The sequence below is a fragment of the Pseudomonas sp. genome (assembly GCF_037994325.1).
Taxonomy (GTDB): domain Bacteria; phylum Pseudomonadota; class Gammaproteobacteria; order Pseudomonadales; family Pseudomonadaceae; genus Aquipseudomonas.
The window spans coordinates 1-16,574 of sequence record NZ_JBBNAH010000272.1; the positions used below are offsets into that span (position 1 = coordinate 1).

Genomic DNA, 16,574 nt, shown 5'->3' on the forward strand with positions numbered 1-16,574 from the left:
GGCCGGCCACTACTCGGTCGGGAGGAAAATCCATGACCCAGCCACTAAAACTCGCCGTAGTCGGCCACACCAACGTTGGCAAAACCTCCCTGCTGCGCACCCTCACTCGCGACGTTGATTTCGGCGAAGTCTCCCATCGCCCCAGCACCACCCGCCATGTCGAAGGCGCACGGTTATCGGTCGATGGCCAAGCCCTGCTGGAGCTGTACGACACCCCCGGCCTGGAAGATGCCATCGCCCTGCTCGATTACCTGGAGCGCCTCGACCGCCCCGGCGAACGCCTGGATGGCCCCGCCCGCGCCGCACGTTTTCTTGAGGGCAGCGAGGCGCGCCAGCGTTTTGAACAAGAAGCCAAGGTGCTGCGCCAACTGCTCGCCTCTGACGCCGGCCTGTACGTGATCGATGCCCGCGAACCAGTCTTGGCCAAATACCGCGATGAGCTCGCCGTGCTCGGCAGCTGCGGCAAACCACTGTTGCCGGTGCTCAACTTCGTTACCAGCGCCCAACAGCGCGAAGGCGAATGGCGCGAAGCCCTGGCGCGCTTGGGCCTGCATGCGCTGGTGCGATTCGACACCGTGGCACCGCCGCTGGATGGCGAGCGGCGTTTGTACGAAAGCCTGGCCCTGCTGCTGGAAAAGTCGCGGCCGCAGTTGGAACGCCTGATCGCCGACCATGAAGCCCAAGCCCAGGCTCGGCATGCCGCCGGCGTGCGCCTGATTGCTGAATTGCTGATTGATTGCGCGGCCTGCCGGCGCAGTGTCGGCAGTGACGAGCAGGCCCAGGTTCAAGCCCTGCACCAGAGCATTCGCCAACGCGAGCAGGCCTGCGTGCAGGCGCTGCTGCGGCTGTACGCCTTCCGCCAGGAAGATGCTCGCGCCGCCGACTTGCCCCTGCTGAATGGCCGCTGGGGTGACGACCTGTTTAACCCGGAAACCCTCAAGCAGTTGGGCGTGCAGGTGGGCGGCGGCATGGCAGCCGGCGCGGCAGCCGGTGCAGGTATCGACTTGATGGTGGGCGGATTGACCCTGGGTGCGGCGACTCTGCTCGGCGCCCTGGCCGGCGGTGGCGTGCAGACCGCGCGCAACTATGGCGAGCGGCTGCTGGGCAAACTCAAGGGCAACCGCGAACTGAGCGTCGACGATAACGTGCTGCGCGTGCTCGCCGTGCGCCAACGCCAATTGCTAGCGGCGCTGAGCGCGCGCGGGCATGCCGCGACAGCAGCCATTGAGGTGGGTCTGGGCAAAGAGGCGGGCTGGGCGAAATTGCCCGCAGTGTTGCGCCAGGCCCGAGCCCATCCGCGCTGGTCGTCGCTCAACCCGCAAGCACGGTTGCAGCAGGCCGAGCGGCAGGAGGCGCTGGAACGGTTAACGGCTGAACTGCAGGGCTAACGCCTTTGATCCGGTAGGGTGTGCTGCAGCTAAACAGCAACATCCACCTGGTTACGGCCACCACGCTTGGCGCGGTACAGCGCCTGGTCGGCACGTTCAAAAACCTCGTCACCTTTCTCGCCTTCGGCAAACGCCGTTAGCCCAGCGGACACGGTGATGGTCACCCGCTCACCTTTAAAGTGAAAGGGGCAGGCCTCGATGGCCGTGCGCAAGGTTTCCAACAGTTGCTGGCCGCCGGCAATCGGCGTGGCAGGTATCAGCAGCACAAATTCTTCGCCGCCAAAGCGCGCCATAAAATCAGTTTTGCGCAGGCGGTTATTAAGCTCACTGGCGATGATTTTCAGCACCTTGTCGCCCGCCAGGTGGCCGTAGTTGTCGTTGATACGTTTGAAGTGGTCGATGTCCAACACGGCCAGCAGCAGGTCGCCGCCGTAACGCTGCCAGCGCGCAACTTCCAGCTCCAAACGTTCGGCCCAGGCGGCGCGGTTGGGCAGCCCGGTCAGCGGGTCGGTAAGGGCTTTTTGCCGCTGCTCTTCGAGGTGATCGCGAAAGCCTTTGGCTTCCTGCTCCATGCTCGCCACTCGCTCGACCAAGGTTTGCAGGCGGCCGGCCACTTCCTGGTCGCGCTCATCACGCTGGGACTGGTATTGGGACATGGTGCTAAGTAGGCCATCCAGGCGGTTTTCCACCAGGTTTTTCAGGCTGCTGAGGTCGGTGGCTTCCTGCACGCTGCTGTGCAAGCCATCGACCTGTTGGCGTAACTCGGTGTCCAGCTCGCGGGCAGCGGCCATCGACTCGCTGTAACCCTGGTGGGCGTCCTGCAAGCCGCCTTGGAAAGTCGCAAGGCGCTGGTTGAGTTGGGCCAGATAGCCTTCAAACTCGCGCTGGCCAAGGTCGGCAACGGCCAGCATCAATACGGCGAAATCGTCGAGCACCGGCACCAGTTCATACAGGTTCAGCCCGGCCTGGATGCGCACCTTCAACGATTCGGCCTGGGGCTTGTGGTGCTCTGGCACCGGCAGGTCGTCAAGTAACCCCAACAAGGTCGCTTCAACATGCGCAGCAATGGCGCTATAGCCCGCTTCCGGGGGCGGCGGAATGGCGAAATCGGGGTCCGCCAGCTCCTGCTCCTCGGTGGCATGGATGGCTGCGGACACGGTGGCGCCGTCGGTCAGCAGCGAGGCGGAGAGCGGCAGGCTGTCGAGGGTCGATAAGGACGATGGGCGTGATGCCACGCGAGCGGCAGCCAAGGCTTCGTTGATCGCAACGGTGGCGGCCTCGCTGCTGGTGGCCGCAGCCGAGGCTTGTAGGGCGACAGCTTCCGGCACCGCTGCGGCAGCGGGCGCCGGTGGAGGAACAGGGGCCGGCGAAGGCGTAACCACGGCAGCAGCCGGCTCAGCGGCCGGTACGGGGGTGATGGCCGGAACCGCGGGAGCCTCAGCTACTGTCTGAGCGGGCAGCGGGGTCGGTGCCGGCTGCGCTACTGGCACCTCAGCGGCGCTAGCCGGGGCTTCAGCAGAATCGTCGCCATCACGGCCGCCGAACAAGCGCTGCAACAAACCAGGGCGCTGTGCTTCCGGGGCCTCCAGCACAGCCAGCGCCTGGCGTTGCAAGCTGCTGAGCTCGGACAGCAGGGCCGGCAGTTCACGCACTTGGCCGGCGCGGTTTTCCACTTGTTTGGTGAATTTCTTCAGCGGTTTGCGTACTTCACTGGGCAGTTCCAGCTTGAGTAACTGGCTGACCAGCCCGCCGAGAGCGCCCGTCACCTGAGCGGCCCGCTCAACCCGGCGCTGCTCGGAATCGAGTACGGCTTTTTCCAAGCGCGGAATCAGCGCAGAAAGACCGGCATCCATATCATCACGACGGACGATTTCGCGCAGTTCAACCATGCATTGGTCGACCGCTTTATCGGTGCCCTCGGCAGCGAGCGAGCTGCGCACTAAACCACGACGCAGCAGGTCAAGGCGCAGATCCCAACGACGCTCGAGTTTTTCCTGGTCCTCGAGGCTGCTCAGGTATTTCTCTTTCCAGCGCTGCGCGTCGTTACTCATGTCTGTATTTCCGCGAGGGAAGTGTTGGTTCTATCCGGAGTACTGCACAGGCTATCGGGTAAACGAATTTCCACCGCCACCGGCAGGTGATCGGAAATCGGCTGCGCCAGCACGCGCACAGCTTCCAGCGTTAATGTTGGGCTTAACAGAATATGGTCCAGACAACGTTGCGGGCGCCAGCTTGGAAAGGTGGCTTCCACCTGCGGCGCGAGCAAACCCAAGTCACGCAAGGGTGAGTTGAGAAGTAAATCAGAAGCGTGGGTGTTCATGTCGCCCATCAGCACCTGATGGCGATATTCGCCGATCAGTTCACGAATATAGGCCAGTTGCCGCACACGGGTTTTCGCCCCCAGCGACAGGTGCATCATCATCACCACCAAGGCATCGTCGCCTTCGCCAAAGCGCAGCAAAATCGCGCCACGGCCGGGCGGGCCAGGTAAGGGGTGGTCTTCGATAACGGTTGGCTGCAAGCGGCTCAAAACGCCGTTGCTGTGCTGGGCCAGCCGCCCGAGGTTACGGTTGAGCTGCTGGTACCAGTAAGGAAAGCTGCCCAGTTGGGCGAGGTGTTCGACTTGGTTGACATAGCCCGAGCGATGGCTGCCGCCATCGGCTTCTTGCAGGGCGACCAGATCGTAATCCGCCAACAACGCACCAATGCGCTGCAGGTTGGATGAGCGCCCTTGGTGCGGCAAGAGGTGTTGCCAACCTCGGGTGAGGTAGTGCCGATAGCTTTCGGTGCTATTGCCTACCTGGATATTGAAACTGAGCAAACGCAAACGGCCATCTGCCGGCAGGGCGCCGGAGTCGCCGCACTGTGAATTAACCTGCGCATCACGCAGGCCTGCAACACGTGGGGCACCCCAGCGCCTGAGCATGACGGCTTACTTCGCTGCGCGTTCTTTGGCGATCAATTGGTCAGCCACTTGCAGCGCTTCGTCCGGGCCACCGGCGGAGCCGATGTCGAAGCGGTATTTGCCGTTAACGATCATGGTCGGTACGCCACTGATCTGGTAGGCCATGGCCAGCTTCTTGTCTTTCTCAACCTGGCTCTTCACACCAAATGAGTTGTAAGCCTTGAGGAACTCGTCTTTGTCGACGCCTTGGGTGGCGAGGAATTCAGCCATTTCGTCTGGCTTAGCCAGTTTCTTGCCTTGCTTCTGGATGGCATCAAAGATGGCCGCGTGAACTTTGTCTTCCACACCCATGGACTCGAGGGTCACGAACAGTTGGCCGTGGGCATCCCATACACCGCCGAACATGGCGGGGATACGTACAAAGTGCACGTCATCCGGCAGCTTTTTGATCCATGGGTTAATGGTTGGCTCGAAGTGGTAGCAGTGCGGGCAGCCGTACCAGAACAATTCAACCACTTCGATTTTGCCGGGCTTGGAAACCGGAACAGGGCTGCTCAGCTCGACGTATTGCTTGCCGGCTTCGATCGGCTCCGCAGCAGTGGCGGTTGCAGTCATGCCGATCAAACTCGCGGTGGCGAGGACAGCACTGAAAATCAGGTTACGCATGCTTGACTCCTTGGCGGATAAAACTCGCCTGATAGCGAGCTGGATTTCGACCGATTGCCCTGCGGCGGGTTCCCGGCTGAGGGCCAACATTGTACGGGGCGCTCAAACGAAAAAGGGTGGCTTTCGCCACCCTTTTCTGCCCGCTAATGCGTACCGGATATTACCGTAGCGCGATTAGTGCAGGCCTTGGATGTAGCTGGATACCGCAGCGATATCCTTGTTGCTCAGCTTAGCCGCAATGCCGCGCATGATCATGCTGTCGCCGTCGTTAGTACGGTCGCCTTCACGGAAGTTGGTCAGCTGCTTGGCGATGTAAGTCGCATGCTGGCCACCCAGGTGTGGGAAACCGGCTGCAGCATTACCAGCGCCGTCAGGCGAGTGGCAACCGGTGCACGCCGGCATGCCGGTTTCCAGATTGCCGCCGCGGAAGATTTCTTCACCGCGCGCGACCAATTTTGGATCGGCTGCGCCAACGCCCATTTTCTGGCTGGAGAAGTAGGCGGCGATGTCTGCCAGATCCTGATCGCTCAGGTTGGTCAGAATGCCGGTCATTTCCAAGACCTGACGGTTGCCGGCCTTGATGTCATGCATTTGCTTGAGCAGGTAGCGCTCGCCTTGGCCAGCCAGTTTCGGGAAGTTCGGCGCAGGGCTGTTGCCGTCGGCACCGTGGCATGCGCCACATACAGCTGCTTTGCCTTGACCTGCAGCGGCGTCGCCTGCGGCATGAGCCATACCGGAGATGCCCAGGGTCAACAGCAGACTCACGAGTACTTTGTTCATCAGCTAATCCAATTACGGCTAAAGGGAGAGAATCAACGCGTGGCTTACTTGCTCATCCACTGGATGATGGCTTGGAAGTCTTCGGCGCTACAGTCGGTGCACAAGCCGCGAGGCGGCATGGCGTTAAATCCATCGGTCACATGCTCGACCAACTTATCCATGCCTTGGGCCAAGCGCGGCGACCAAGCAACCGTGTCACCTTTTTTAGGCGCCATCGGTAGTTGTCCATTATGGCAGGCTCCACAGGAACGGTTGAATACCGCTTCCGGGTCCTGGGCTGCATCAGCCATGGAGGACAACAACACAGTAGTGGCTGCGAGCAGCAACAACTTCATCAGATCAACCTCATCAGTGAGGGCCGTTTCGCATTCTATTGCGCGAAATCGGAAAATCCTTATAGCAATTCCTTGCCCTTATTCCGGACAAAGCGCACACAAAATCTGCGGCATTATATACTGGCGTCACTGAAACGGAAGCGACACCGCACGCCGGGCCACTCGCTGGCACCCCTTCACCGGAAAATCTGATGCAAGTTAAAAACCCCATCATCGGTCTGTGCCAACAGGCCGCGTTTATGATCAGCGCCGCGAAAGTGGACCAATGTCCCGACGACCAAGGCTACGAAGTGGCCTTTGCCGGGCGTTCCAATGCCGGTAAATCCAGCGCGCTGAACACCCTCACCCACGCCAGTTTGGCCCGTACGTCAAAGACGCCAGGCCGCACGCAACTGCTGAACTTCTTTCGTTTGGATGAGGAACGCCGCCTGGTGGACCTGCCGGGTTACGGCTACGCCAAGGTGCCGATTCCGCTGAAACTGCACTGGCAGCGCCACCTTGAGGCCTACTTGGGCAGCCGCGAAAGCCTCAAGGGTTTGATGCTGATGATGGACATCCGCCACCCGCTCACTGAGTTCGACCGGCTGATGCTTGATTGGTCTGCAGCCAGCGAAATGCCTATGCATATCCTGCTGACCAAGGCCGACAAACTGGCCTATGGCGCCGCCAAAAACGCGCTGCTTAAAGTACAGCAAGACCTGCGTAAAGGCTGGGGCGATGGGGTAACTATTCAGCTGTTCTCGGCGCCTAAGCGTATGGGCATCGAAGAAGCGCAAGCCGTGCTGGCGCGCTGGATGGAGCTGGAAGACACAGTGCCTGCTGAGTAAATTTCAGGCAAAAAAAACCCCGAGCTTCGTATGGGGAGGGAGAGGCTCGGGGTTTAAGGGTCTGAACCGCTAGGGCGGGGCTCAGATATCTGCCAACACTTAACACAACATAGGAGCACCGAAGGGCTTCATCAGCCATTCAGTAACTCTGACCGCCCCGATTTAGCGAAAGTTCAAAACTGGCCTAAAACCGGTTAGCTATAAAAATCGCCTCGCTAATTCCATTAGCTTCCTAACTAAGCGCGAACGCCGCGACGTTATGCCGCAGCGAAAAACCCCGCCTTAGTGCGCTTCATCCCAGTTCGAACCGATGCCGACTTCCACCAACAGCGGCACATCAAGTTCAGCTGCTTCGCTCATGCGTTGACGGATTTCGGCGCTGACGACTTCAAGCAAATCTTCACGCACTTCCAGCACCAATTCATCGTGTACCTGCAGGATGACTTTGGCATCCAGGCCGGATTCGCTCAGCCAGTTATCCACCTTCACCATCGCCCGCTTGATGATGTCCGCCGCTGTGCCCTGCATCGGCGCGTTGATCGCGGTACGTTCGGCGCCTTTGCGCAGGCCGGCGTTTTTCGAGTGAATTTCCGGCAGGTACAAACGCCGACCAAACAGGGTTTCGACATAACCCTGTTCGCTTGCCTGCTCACGGGTGCGCTCCATATAGGCCAACACGCCGGGGTAACGGGCGAAGTAACGCTCGATATAGGCCTGCGACTCTTTACGGTCGACGCCGATCTGCTTGGCCAAACCAAAAGCGCTCATGCCGTAGATCAGACCAAAGTTGATCGCCTTGGCTTTGCGGCGCATGTCGGTGGTGACTTGTTCCAGCTCGACGCTAAATACCTCCGCCGCCGTCGCGCGGTGCACATCAAGGTCATTGCGGAAGGCATGCAACAAACCTTCGTCCTGGGCCAGGTGCGCCATGATGCGCAGCTCGATTTGCGAGTAGTCGGCGGCCAGCAGTTTGTAGCCCGACGGGGCGATAAAAGCCTGGCGAATACGACGGCCTTCGGCGCTACGAATCGGAATGTTCTGCAGGTTTGGATCGGTGGAAGACAAACGCCCAGTCGCCGTCACCGCCTGGTGATAGGACGTGTGGATACGCCCGGTACGCGGATTGATCTGCTCAGGCAAACGGTCGGTGTAGGTGCTTTTCAACTTGCTCAGGGTGCGGTACTGCATCAGCACTTTAGGCAGCGGGTAGTCCTGCTCAGCCAGCTCGGCCAGCACCGCTTCGGCAGTGGAGGCCTGGCCTTTGGCGGTTTTGCTCAGCACCGGCAAGCCGAGCTTTTCATAGAGGATTACGCCCAGTTGCTTGGGCGAGCCGAGGTTGAACTCCTCACCGGCAATGGCAAACGCCTCACGCTCAAGCTGAACCATTTTTTCGCCCAGCTCATTGCTTTGAATGCCGAGCAAGTTGGCATCGACCAACGCGCCCTGACGCTCAATACGGGCCAACACCGGTACCAGCGGCATTTCGATTTCGCTCAAGACCTTGGCCAGGCCCGGCACGGCTTGCAATTTGGGCCAGAGGGTCTGGTGCAAGCGCAGGGTGATGTCGGCATCTTCGGCCGCATAAGGTCCGGCTTGCTCCAAGGCGATCTGGTCGAAGGTCAGCTGCTTGGCGCCTTTGCCGGCGATTTCTTCAAACGAGATGGTGGTGTGGTCGAGGTACTTGAGCGCCAGCGCATCCATGTTGTGCCGCGTGGCGACGGAGTCGAGCACGTAGGATTCGAGCATGCTGTCGAACGCCAGGCCGCGCACCTGAATGCCGTTTTGCAGGTCGCCGCCGATGGCGCAGTTGGCCAGAATATTAATGTCGTACTTGGCGTGCTGGCCGACCTTGGCTTTGCTTGCGTCTTCAAAAATCGGTTTGAGCGCCAGCAGTACCGTGTCGCGATCCAGCTGGGCCGGCACGCCCATATACGAGTGGGTCAACGGAATATAGGCCGCTTCATTGGCCTGCACGGCGAGGGAAATACCCACCAGCTGCGCTTGCTGGGCGTCGAGCCCGGTGGTTTCGGTATCGAAAGCGAACAGCTCGGCTTTGTGCAGTTTCTCCAACCACACGGCGAAGCGTTCGGCATCGAGCACGGTTTCGTAGTTAACGTCCGCTGCCAGGGCCGGCGCGGCTTCTTCGGCTGTTTCAACGGCAGCAACAGGCGCTGCCGGTTCATCAAACAAGCCACCGGAACGGATAGCGGCAATATTGGCCGCTTTGGTGTCGCGCGCCAGTTCATCCAGCCCGGTTTTAAATTCCAGCAGGGTATACAGCTCGGCTAGCGCTGCACGGTCCTGGGCGCCGGGGTGCAGGCTTTCAATCTGGATATCCAGCGGCACGTCGAGCTTGATGGTTGCCAGTTGGTAGGAGAGGAAAGCCATCTCCTTATGCTCAAGCAGTTTGGCCGGCAGCGCTTTGGCGCCGCGAATCGGCAACTCGGGCACTTTGTCGAGGTTGGCGTACAGCACATCCAGGCCACCACCTACCCCCACCAACAGCCCTACGGCGGTCTTTTCGCCGACGCCGGGCACACCTGGAATGTTATCGACCTTGTCGCCCATCAGCGCCAGATAGTCGATGATCAGCTCAGGACCGACGCCGAATTTCTCTTTTACGCCATCAATGTCGTAGACGCTTCCGGACATGGTGTTGACCAGCGTAACGTGCGGGCAAACCAGCTGGGCCATGTCTTTGTCGCCAGTGGAAATCACCACATCGCGGCCTTCGGCAGCGCATTGCCGGGCCAGGGTGCCGATCACGTCGTCTGCCTCAACGCCTTCCACGCACAGCAGCGGGTAGCCGAGAGCGCGCACGCTGGCGTGCAGGGGCTCGATTTGCACACGCAGATCGTCCGGCATCGACGGGCGATTGGCCTTGTAGTCGGCAAACAGCTCATCGCGAAAGGTCCCGCCCTTGGCGTCAAACACCACGGCGAAGGGGCTGTCCGGGTATTGCTTGCGCAGGCTTTTAAGCATGTTCAGCACGCCTTTTACCGCGCCGGTCGGCAGGCCTTTGGATGTAGTCAAAGGCGGTAGGGCGTGGAAAGCGCGGTAAAGGTAGGACGAACCGTCCACTAGGACGAGAGGAGTCTGAGACATGCGCGGAATCAACCTATTGGACGGGCCGTGGTGTACGGACAGCGGAAAAATGTAGCGAGCAACGATAGCAAGGTGCAACGGCTGCGGCATAAAAGCCTGCGCAGCCCTGGCGCTGGCGGCGGTAGAATGGCCGTATCGTTGACGACAGAGGGGCAAGGTTACCATGCGCACACTTTCCAGCTTATTGCTCACCGGCTTGCTGGCTGTTGGCTCGCTTAACGTTTATGCCGCCGACGAGCCGGTTACCGGCGACCCAGATGTAACCATTCGCCAGGACGGCGACAAAACCATCCAGGAGTACCGCCAAAACGGTTTTCTCTACGCCATCAAAATCACCCCGAAAGGCGGCAAACCATACTTTCTGGTGCGCGCCGATGGCAGCGACGGCAATTTTATTCGCTCGGATAACCCAGACATGTTGATTCCCGCTTGGGAAATCTTCAGCTGGTAACCAGCGGCCACCCACAGCCCCTATAAGTAGTTGGCAGGTTTGTAATGTCAGTATTCACGCCCCTCACCCGCCCCGAGCTGGAAGTATTCCTCGCGCCCTACGGCCTAGGCCGTCTGCGTGATTTTCAGGGCATTAGTGCCGGCAGTGAAAACAGCAATTTTTTCGTCAGCCTGGAACAGGGCGAATTTGTTCTGACCCTGGTGGAGCGCGGTCCGATTCAAGACTTGCCGTTTTTTATCGAGCTGTTGGATGTGCTGCACGATGCCGGCCTGCCGGTGCCCTACGCCCTGCGCACCACCGAGGGTGAGGCGTTACGTAGCCTGGCTGGCAAACCGGCGTTGCTGCAACCGCGGCTGGCGGGCAAGCATATAACCCAAGCCAATGCCCACCATTGCAGCGAAGTGGGCAGCCTGCTCGGGCAGCTACATACGGCAACCCGCGAGCATGTGTTGGAACGCAAAACCGATCGTGGGCTGGATTGGATGCTGCGTGAAGGTGCGGTATCGGCTACCAAGCTGGAACCGGAAAACCAGCAATTGCTCAGTGCCGCGCTGGCGGAAATTCAGGCCGAACACGCGCACATTCTTGCCCTGCCACGCGCCAATCTGCATGCCGATCTATTTCGCGATAACGCATTGTTTGACGGCCCGCATCTGGCCGGCCTGATCGACTTCTACAACGCTTGCTCCGGCCCGATGCTGTATGACGTGGCCATTGCCGTAAACGATTGGTGCTCTAACGAAGATGGCGCGCTGGACGCCCCGCGCGCCCGAGCACTATTGGGTGCCTACGCGGCACTGCGCCCGTTTACACCGACCGAAGCGCAGCTATGGCCAGTGATGCTGCGGGTGGCGTGCGTGCGCTTCTGGATTTCGCGGCTGATTGCAGCGGAGTCCTTCGCCGGTCAGGACGTGCTTATCCACAACCCGCAAGAGTTCCAACGCCGCTTAGCGCAGCGCCAGCAGGTGCATTTGCCGCTGCCCTTCGCCCTCTAATCAGAGCGCTTCCAGGCATCCGGCCAAGTCATTGCCCAGGGTTTCCAGCAGTTGTTCGTAACCCTGGGCCGTTACCGGAATGTCCTTGCCACCCAACGCATCCAACTCGGCCAAGCGCACCGGCAGCCCTTCGCTCAAGGTGGTGATAAGCCGGGGCCGCAAGGGCGGTTCGCTGAACACACACGTCGGCCCCGCTTGCTGCAAGCGCTCGCGCATTGCCGCCACATGCTGGGCACCGGGCTGCACTTCATTGGCGATGCTGAACACGCCAGCGTGCTGTAAGCCATAGGCCGACTCGAAATAATCAAAGGCTTCGTGGAAAACGAAGTAAGGCTTGCCGACTACACCCGCCACTCGTTGTTTAAGACGCCCATCAAGGGCGCTCAAACGCTCGCTGAACGCACGCAGATTACTTTTATAGCGCTCGGCATTGCTGGGGTCCGCGGCAACCAAGTCGGCCGCCATGCGCTCGGCGATCACCCGCGCATTGGTTGGCAATAACCACAGGTGTGCATCCAAGCTGCCGGGCTGGTGATCATGATCGTGCTCATCGCCATCGGCGTGTGCCTCACCTTCACCGAAATGCCGCAAACTCAAACCCGGCAGCGTTTGCACGGCCACGCTGGGCAAGCTGCGACTTTTCAGGACGCGCGGAAGAAAACTCTCCATGTCCGGGCCAATCCAGTACAGCAACTCAACCTCAGTCACCCGGCGCACATCAGACGGCCGTAACGCATAGTTATGCGGCGACGCACCCGGCGGCAGCAGCACTTCGGGCGTGCCGACACCGTCTTGCACCGCAGCTGCAATCAGCTGCAACGGCTTGATACTGGTCAGAACGCGAACGTCCGCCGCAGCGGACGCAGAAAAAAACAGCAGAAAGATCACTAGAAAACGCGACACGGGAACCCACTCACCGACAAATGAGTTATAGAATAACGTCTCTTTCACCAGCCGTCGCCCCGCCCATGATCTTCACACCCCTGGCTTCACGCCCACACGACCACTCCCACTGCGTGCATAACGCGCTTTCCGAAGCGGACGCCATTTGCGAGCGCGCCGGTTTGCGCCTGACAGCACTGCGCCGTCGCGTGCTGGAACTGGTCTGGCAAAGCCACAAGCCATTGGGCGCTTACGACATTCTTGGCGTGCTCACCGAACAGGACGGCCGCCGCGCCGCGCCGCCCACTGTGTACCGCGCCTTGGATTTCCTCCTGGAAAACGGCCTGGTGCATCGCATTGCCTCACTGAACGCCTTTGTTGGCTGCAACCACCCGGCGCATGCGCACCAGGGTCAGTTTCTGATCTGCCGCAACTGCAACGCGGCCATCGAGCTTTCCAACGACGCCATCAGCCAGGCCATCGTTGCCGGCGCCAGCGATGTTGGCTTTACGGTGGAAAGCCAGACCGTGGAAGTGGTCGGCGTCTGCTCCGGCTGCCAGAAAAGCGTATGAGCAGTGCCCTGATCCGCCTGGAAGGCGTTGGCGTCAGCTTTGCCGGGCAACAGGTACTCAATGATGTGCAGTTGAGCGTGCAGCCCGGCGAAATCGTCACCCTGATCGGCCCCAACGGCGCAGGCAAAACCACCTTGGTGCGTGCCGTACTGGGCCTGTTGAAAACTGAAGTTGGCAGCGTCTGGCGCAAACCCAAATTGCGCATCGGCTATATGCCGCAGAAGCTGCATGTGGATGCCACCTTGCCGCTCACCGTGCTGCGCTTTCTGCGCCTGGTGCCAGGCGTTGATCGCCACTCAGCCCAGGCGGCCCTTGAGGAAGTGGGTGCCACCCAAGTTATCGACAGCCCGCTGCAAAGCATTTCTGGTGGCGAGCTGCAGCGTGTGCTGCTGGCCCGCGCCCTGCTGCGCAAGCCCGAACTCTTGGTGTTGGATGAGCCGGTGCAAGGCGTCGATGTGGCCGGCCAGGCTGACCTCTATCGCCTGATCACCCGCCTGCGCGATCGCCATGGGTGCGGCGTGTTGATGGTGTCCCACGACCTGCACCTGGTGATGAGCACCACCGACCAGGTGGTGTGCCTGAACCGCCATGTATGCTGCTCCGGCCACCCGGAACAGGTCAGCGGCGACCCGGCGTTTGTCGAGCTCTTCGGCCAGGACGCACAAGATTTGGCGATTTATCACCACCACCATGACCACGCCCATGATCTGCATGGCGGCGTTGTCGAGGGCCAGGCTGCGGCCAGTGGCCTGACCATTCACGGCCAAGTACATCAGGGAAAAGTGCAGCCCCATGTCCATGGAGACGGCTGTAACCATGCCTGATTTCCTGCTTAACGCGTTACTCGCCGGGCTCGCCCTGGCGCTGGTCGCCGGGCCCTTGGGCTCGTTCGTGGTTTGGCGGCGCATGGCCTATTTTGGCGACACCCTGTCCCATGCCGCACTGCTGGGTGTAGCCCTGGGCTTTCTGCTGGATATCAGCCCAACCTTGGCGGTTACCGTTGGTTGCGTGCTGCTGGCCGTGTTGCTGCTCACCCTGCAACAGCGCCAGCCGCTGGCTTCGGACACGCTGCTGGGCATTTTGGCGCCGACCACCTTGTCGCTGGGCTTAGTAGTGCTGAGCTTTATGCACGACGTGCGTATCGACCTGATGGGCTATCTGTTCGGCGACCTCTTGGCTGTGAGCATCAATGACCTCATCTGGATTCTCGCCGGCAGTGCACTGGTGCTGGTGACGTTGGTCGCGCTGTGGCGCCCCCTGCTGGCCGTGACCGTGCATGAAGAGCTGGCCAAAGTCGAAGGCCTGCCGGTGGCCAGCCTGCGCCTAGCGCTGATGCTGCTGATCGCGGTGGTGATTGCCGTGGCGATGAAAATCGTCGGCGTGCTGCTGATCACCTCGCTGCTGATCATTCCGGCCGCCGCCGCGCAGCGCCACTCGCGTACACCGGAGCAGATGGCCGGCGGCGCCAGTGTGCTGGGCGTGATCGCAGTGTGTGGCGGCTTGGCCATGTCGTGGTTTAAAGACACCCCGGCCGGCCCATCCATTGTGGTCACCGCCGCCACGCTGTTTTTACTGAGCTTTGCCCTGCCTCGTCGCCACGCCTGAGGCGCTACGTCGGCCGGCGTTGCGCGGCGTTTGGTACGCCCCGCGCGGCGGTGTAAACTCGCCGGTTTTGCGCTACCCGAGAGTTGCATAAATGAAGCTGTTCGCCTCCCGTTACCTACCCGTTCTGGCGATTTCACTGCTGTTAGCCGCCTGCCATCAGGCCGCGCCGAAGGTTGCCAATCTACCGACCGACGATTTGATCGCCGCCTTCCGCCAGGTTGAGCAAAGCCTTAACGCTGGCCAACTCACCGCCGCTGAAGAGCAATTGAACACCATCGCCCCGCGCGCCCAGGGCGATACACGCTTGGAGCAATACCAACGGCAGCTGGCCGACGCCTATTTGCAGCAGGGCCAAAACGCCTTACAACAAGGCGACTTGGACACCGCGACCAAAGCCCTGAGCCACGCCCGTAGCCTGATGCCCCAAGCCCCCGCACTGACCAAAGGCCTGGATGCCTCCATCGCCCAGGCCCGTGCCGCAGAACTAAATGCCGCCGAACAACAGCGCGCCCGCGCGGCCCAAGCCGCCGCCAAAGACGCCGCCGACCGCGCAGAACTTCTACGCCAGCAGCGCATCGCCGCCGAAAAAGCCAAGGCCGCAACGCCAAGCGAAGCGCCCGTTGTGCAAGCCCCAGTGGTAACCGAAGCAGCAAAACCTAACGCGCGCATCATCAACCCCGCCGCCGCGAGCAGCGTCGTCTCGCTGCCGATGCTGGACAATCAAGACAACGAACGCCTGCGCAGCCTGCTCGATGCGGTGGCTGCCGACGTGGTGACTTTCAACTGCGATGTGCGCATCGAAGTACGCCAGGCCAAGGACTACCCGTGGGTCGCCTCACTGTTGCTGGCGCGGATCAAACGCCTAGACCCAAGCTTCAGCCCGCGCCTGTCGCAGGCCCTGAAACTGGAGCAAGTACCGCGCCTGCTGCTGACCCCGCAAGCCAAGGGCTAAGCCCCGAATTGCCCGGCCTGCACACACGCAGGCCAGGTAACCCGCGCAACACCTTCTAGACTATGACGACAGTTGCTTCCACTTAGAACTGAAAGCTATAGCCATAGGAATACAAATATTTTTACGGTCTATAAAGTGCCGGTTAGACTAGCGCTCCTTTATGCCTATCCGGCAGACCGCCAAGCCCAAAAGGTTTAACGAGTGATCGACTTTCATCACGTCCATAAGGCGTATCGCGTCAATGGCCGCGACATCGCAGCCCTGCAACCTACCGACCTGAACATCGCCCGCGGCGAAGTGTTTGGCATCATCGGCCACTCCGGCGCCGGCAAAAGTACCTTGCTGCGTTTGATCAACCGTCTGGAGGAACCTTCCGGCGGGCGCATTGATGTGGATGGCGAAGATGTCACCGCATTGGATGCCACCGGCCTGCGCCGTTTTCGCCAGCAAGTGGGCATGATCTTTCAGCACTTCAACCTGCTTTCTTCCAAAACGGTGGCCGATAATATCGCCCTGCCGCTGAAACTGGCCGGCGAGCTGTCGTCCAGTGCCATTGACCAGCGCGTTGCTGAATTGCTCGAGCGCGTAGGCCTTAGTGATCACGCCAAGAAGTATCCGGCGCAGTTATCTGGCGGGCAGAAACAGCGCGTCGGCATTGCTCGTGCCCTGGCGACCAAGCCAAAAATTCTGCTTTGCGACGAAGCCACCAGCGCCCTCGACCCGCAAACCACCGCCTCGGTGCTGGATCTGCTGGCGCAGATCAACCGCGAACTAGACCTGACTATCGTGCTGATCACCCATGAAATGGACGTGATCCGCCGCGTATGCGACCGCGTAGCGGTGATGGATGCCGGCGTAATCGTTGAACATGGCCCTGTGACCGAGGTGTTCCTGCACCCGAAACACCCAACCACTAAGCGCTTCGTCATGGAAGCCGAGCAGATCGACGAAAACGAACAGCGCGATGCCTTTGCCCATGTCAGTGGGCGCATCGTGCGTCTGACCTTCCAGGGCGAAGCCACCTATGCACCCCTGCTCGGCGTGGTCGCACGGGAAACCGGCGTGGACTACAGCATCCTTGCCGGGCGCATCGCCCATATCAAAGACACCC

16 protein-coding genes are annotated in these 16,574 nt (G+C 60.6%); 9 read left to right on the forward strand and 7 right to left on the reverse strand.

The genetic code is table 11. The annotated features are described in order from the left end of the window. Positions 1-32: 32 nt before the first annotated feature. The gene (locus AAAB16_RS09050) at positions 33-1,388 is read left to right on the forward strand and encodes a GTPase/DUF3482 domain-containing protein (protein WP_340663035.1); all 1,356 of its coding nucleotides are present in this window, start codon (positions 33-35) and stop codon (positions 1,386-1,388) included. Positions 1,389-1,417: 29 nt separating this feature from the next. On the opposite strand, the gene AAAB16_RS09055 is transcribed toward AAAB16_RS09050, so the two are convergent. The 5 genes from AAAB16_RS09055 to AAAB16_RS09075 form a co-directional block, all read right to left on the reverse strand. Next, positions 1,418-3,439: a GGDEF domain-containing protein gene (locus tag AAAB16_RS09055; RefSeq protein WP_340663036.1), complete on the reverse strand. Its 2,022-nt coding sequence runs from the start codon at positions 3,437-3,439 to the stop codon at positions 1,418-1,420. Next, positions 3,436-4,314: an endonuclease/exonuclease/phosphatase family protein gene (locus AAAB16_RS09060; protein WP_340663037.1), complete on the reverse strand. Its 879-nt coding sequence runs from the start codon at positions 4,312-4,314 to the stop codon at positions 3,436-3,438. The genes AAAB16_RS09055 and AAAB16_RS09060 overlap by 4 nt, the downstream gene beginning before the upstream one ends. A gap of 6 nt (positions 4,315-4,320) precedes the next feature. Beyond that, on the reverse strand, positions 4,321-4,959 hold the full coding sequence (locus tag AAAB16_RS09065) for a thiol:disulfide interchange protein DsbA/DsbL (RefSeq protein WP_340663038.1): 639 nt from the start codon (positions 4,957-4,959) through the stop codon (positions 4,321-4,323). Positions 4,960-5,133: 174 nt separating this feature from the next. Further along, a complete protein-coding gene (locus tag AAAB16_RS09070) occupies positions 5,134-5,739 on the reverse strand; it encodes a c-type cytochrome (protein ID WP_340663039.1) in 606 nt (201 codons plus the stop codon). Between the two features lie 44 nt (positions 5,740-5,783). Then, complete coding sequence (locus tag AAAB16_RS09075) at positions 5,784-6,074, reverse strand: c-type cytochrome (RefSeq protein ID WP_340663040.1); 291 nt, start codon at positions 6,072-6,074, stop codon at positions 5,784-5,786. Between the two features lie 191 nt (positions 6,075-6,265). Here AAAB16_RS09075 and yihA point away from each other — a divergent pair, with 191 nt between their 5' ends. Continuing rightward, a complete protein-coding gene (yihA, locus tag AAAB16_RS09080) occupies positions 6,266-6,901 on the forward strand; it encodes a ribosome biogenesis GTP-binding protein YihA/YsxC (RefSeq protein WP_340663041.1) in 636 nt (211 codons plus the stop codon). Between the two features lie 282 nt (positions 6,902-7,183). Here yihA and polA read toward each other — a convergent pair whose 3' ends face one another. Next, positions 7,184-10,006, reverse strand: a complete 2,823-nt coding sequence (gene polA, locus AAAB16_RS09085; protein ID WP_340663042.1) for a DNA polymerase I — start codon at positions 10,004-10,006, stop codon at positions 7,184-7,186. Between the two features lie 163 nt (positions 10,007-10,169). On the opposite strand from polA, the gene AAAB16_RS09090 reads away from it, so the two are divergent. Both AAAB16_RS09090 and AAAB16_RS09095 read left to right on the forward strand, forming a co-directional pair. Next, complete coding sequence (locus AAAB16_RS09090) at positions 10,170-10,457, forward strand: DUF2782 domain-containing protein (protein WP_340663043.1); 288 nt, start codon at positions 10,170-10,172, stop codon at positions 10,455-10,457. Between the two features lie 44 nt (positions 10,458-10,501). Further along, a complete protein-coding gene (locus AAAB16_RS09095; protein WP_340663044.1) occupies positions 10,502-11,452 on the forward strand; it encodes a homoserine kinase in 951 nt (316 codons plus the stop codon). Here AAAB16_RS09095 and AAAB16_RS09100 read toward each other — a convergent pair whose 3' ends face one another. Further along, positions 11,453-12,355, reverse strand: coding sequence for a metal ABC transporter solute-binding protein, Zn/Mn family (locus AAAB16_RS09100; protein ID WP_340663045.1), 903 nt, complete (start codon positions 12,353-12,355; stop codon positions 11,453-11,455). Between the two features lie 65 nt (positions 12,356-12,420). On the opposite strand from AAAB16_RS09100, the gene AAAB16_RS09105 reads away from it, so the two are divergent. From AAAB16_RS09105 to AAAB16_RS09125, 5 genes are all read left to right on the forward strand, one after another. After that, positions 12,421-12,906: a Fur family transcriptional regulator gene (locus tag AAAB16_RS09105; protein WP_340663046.1), complete on the forward strand. Its 486-nt coding sequence runs from the start codon at positions 12,421-12,423 to the stop codon at positions 12,904-12,906. After that, positions 12,903-13,730: a zinc ABC transporter ATP-binding protein ZnuC gene (znuC, locus tag AAAB16_RS09110; RefSeq protein ID WP_340663047.1), complete on the forward strand. Its 828-nt coding sequence runs from the start codon at positions 12,903-12,905 to the stop codon at positions 13,728-13,730. The genes AAAB16_RS09105 and znuC overlap by 4 nt, the downstream gene beginning before the upstream one ends. Beyond that, positions 13,723-14,511 carry a zinc ABC transporter permease subunit ZnuB gene (znuB, locus tag AAAB16_RS09115; RefSeq protein WP_340663048.1) on the forward strand — a complete coding sequence of 263 codons (789 nt, stop codon included), beginning with the start codon at positions 13,723-13,725 and terminating at the stop codon, positions 14,509-14,511. Before znuC ends, znuB begins: the two co-directional genes overlap by 8 nt. A 91-nt stretch (positions 14,512-14,602) precedes the next feature. Beyond that, the gene (locus tag AAAB16_RS09120; protein ID WP_340663049.1) at positions 14,603-15,463 is read left to right on the forward strand and encodes a PA5502 family lipoprotein; all 861 of its coding nucleotides are present in this window, start codon (positions 14,603-14,605) and stop codon (positions 15,461-15,463) included. Positions 15,464-15,664: 201 nt separating this feature from the next. Further along, the coding region (locus AAAB16_RS09125; protein WP_340663050.1) for a methionine ABC transporter ATP-binding protein at positions 15,665-16,574 on the forward strand (910 nt) is incomplete at its 3' end.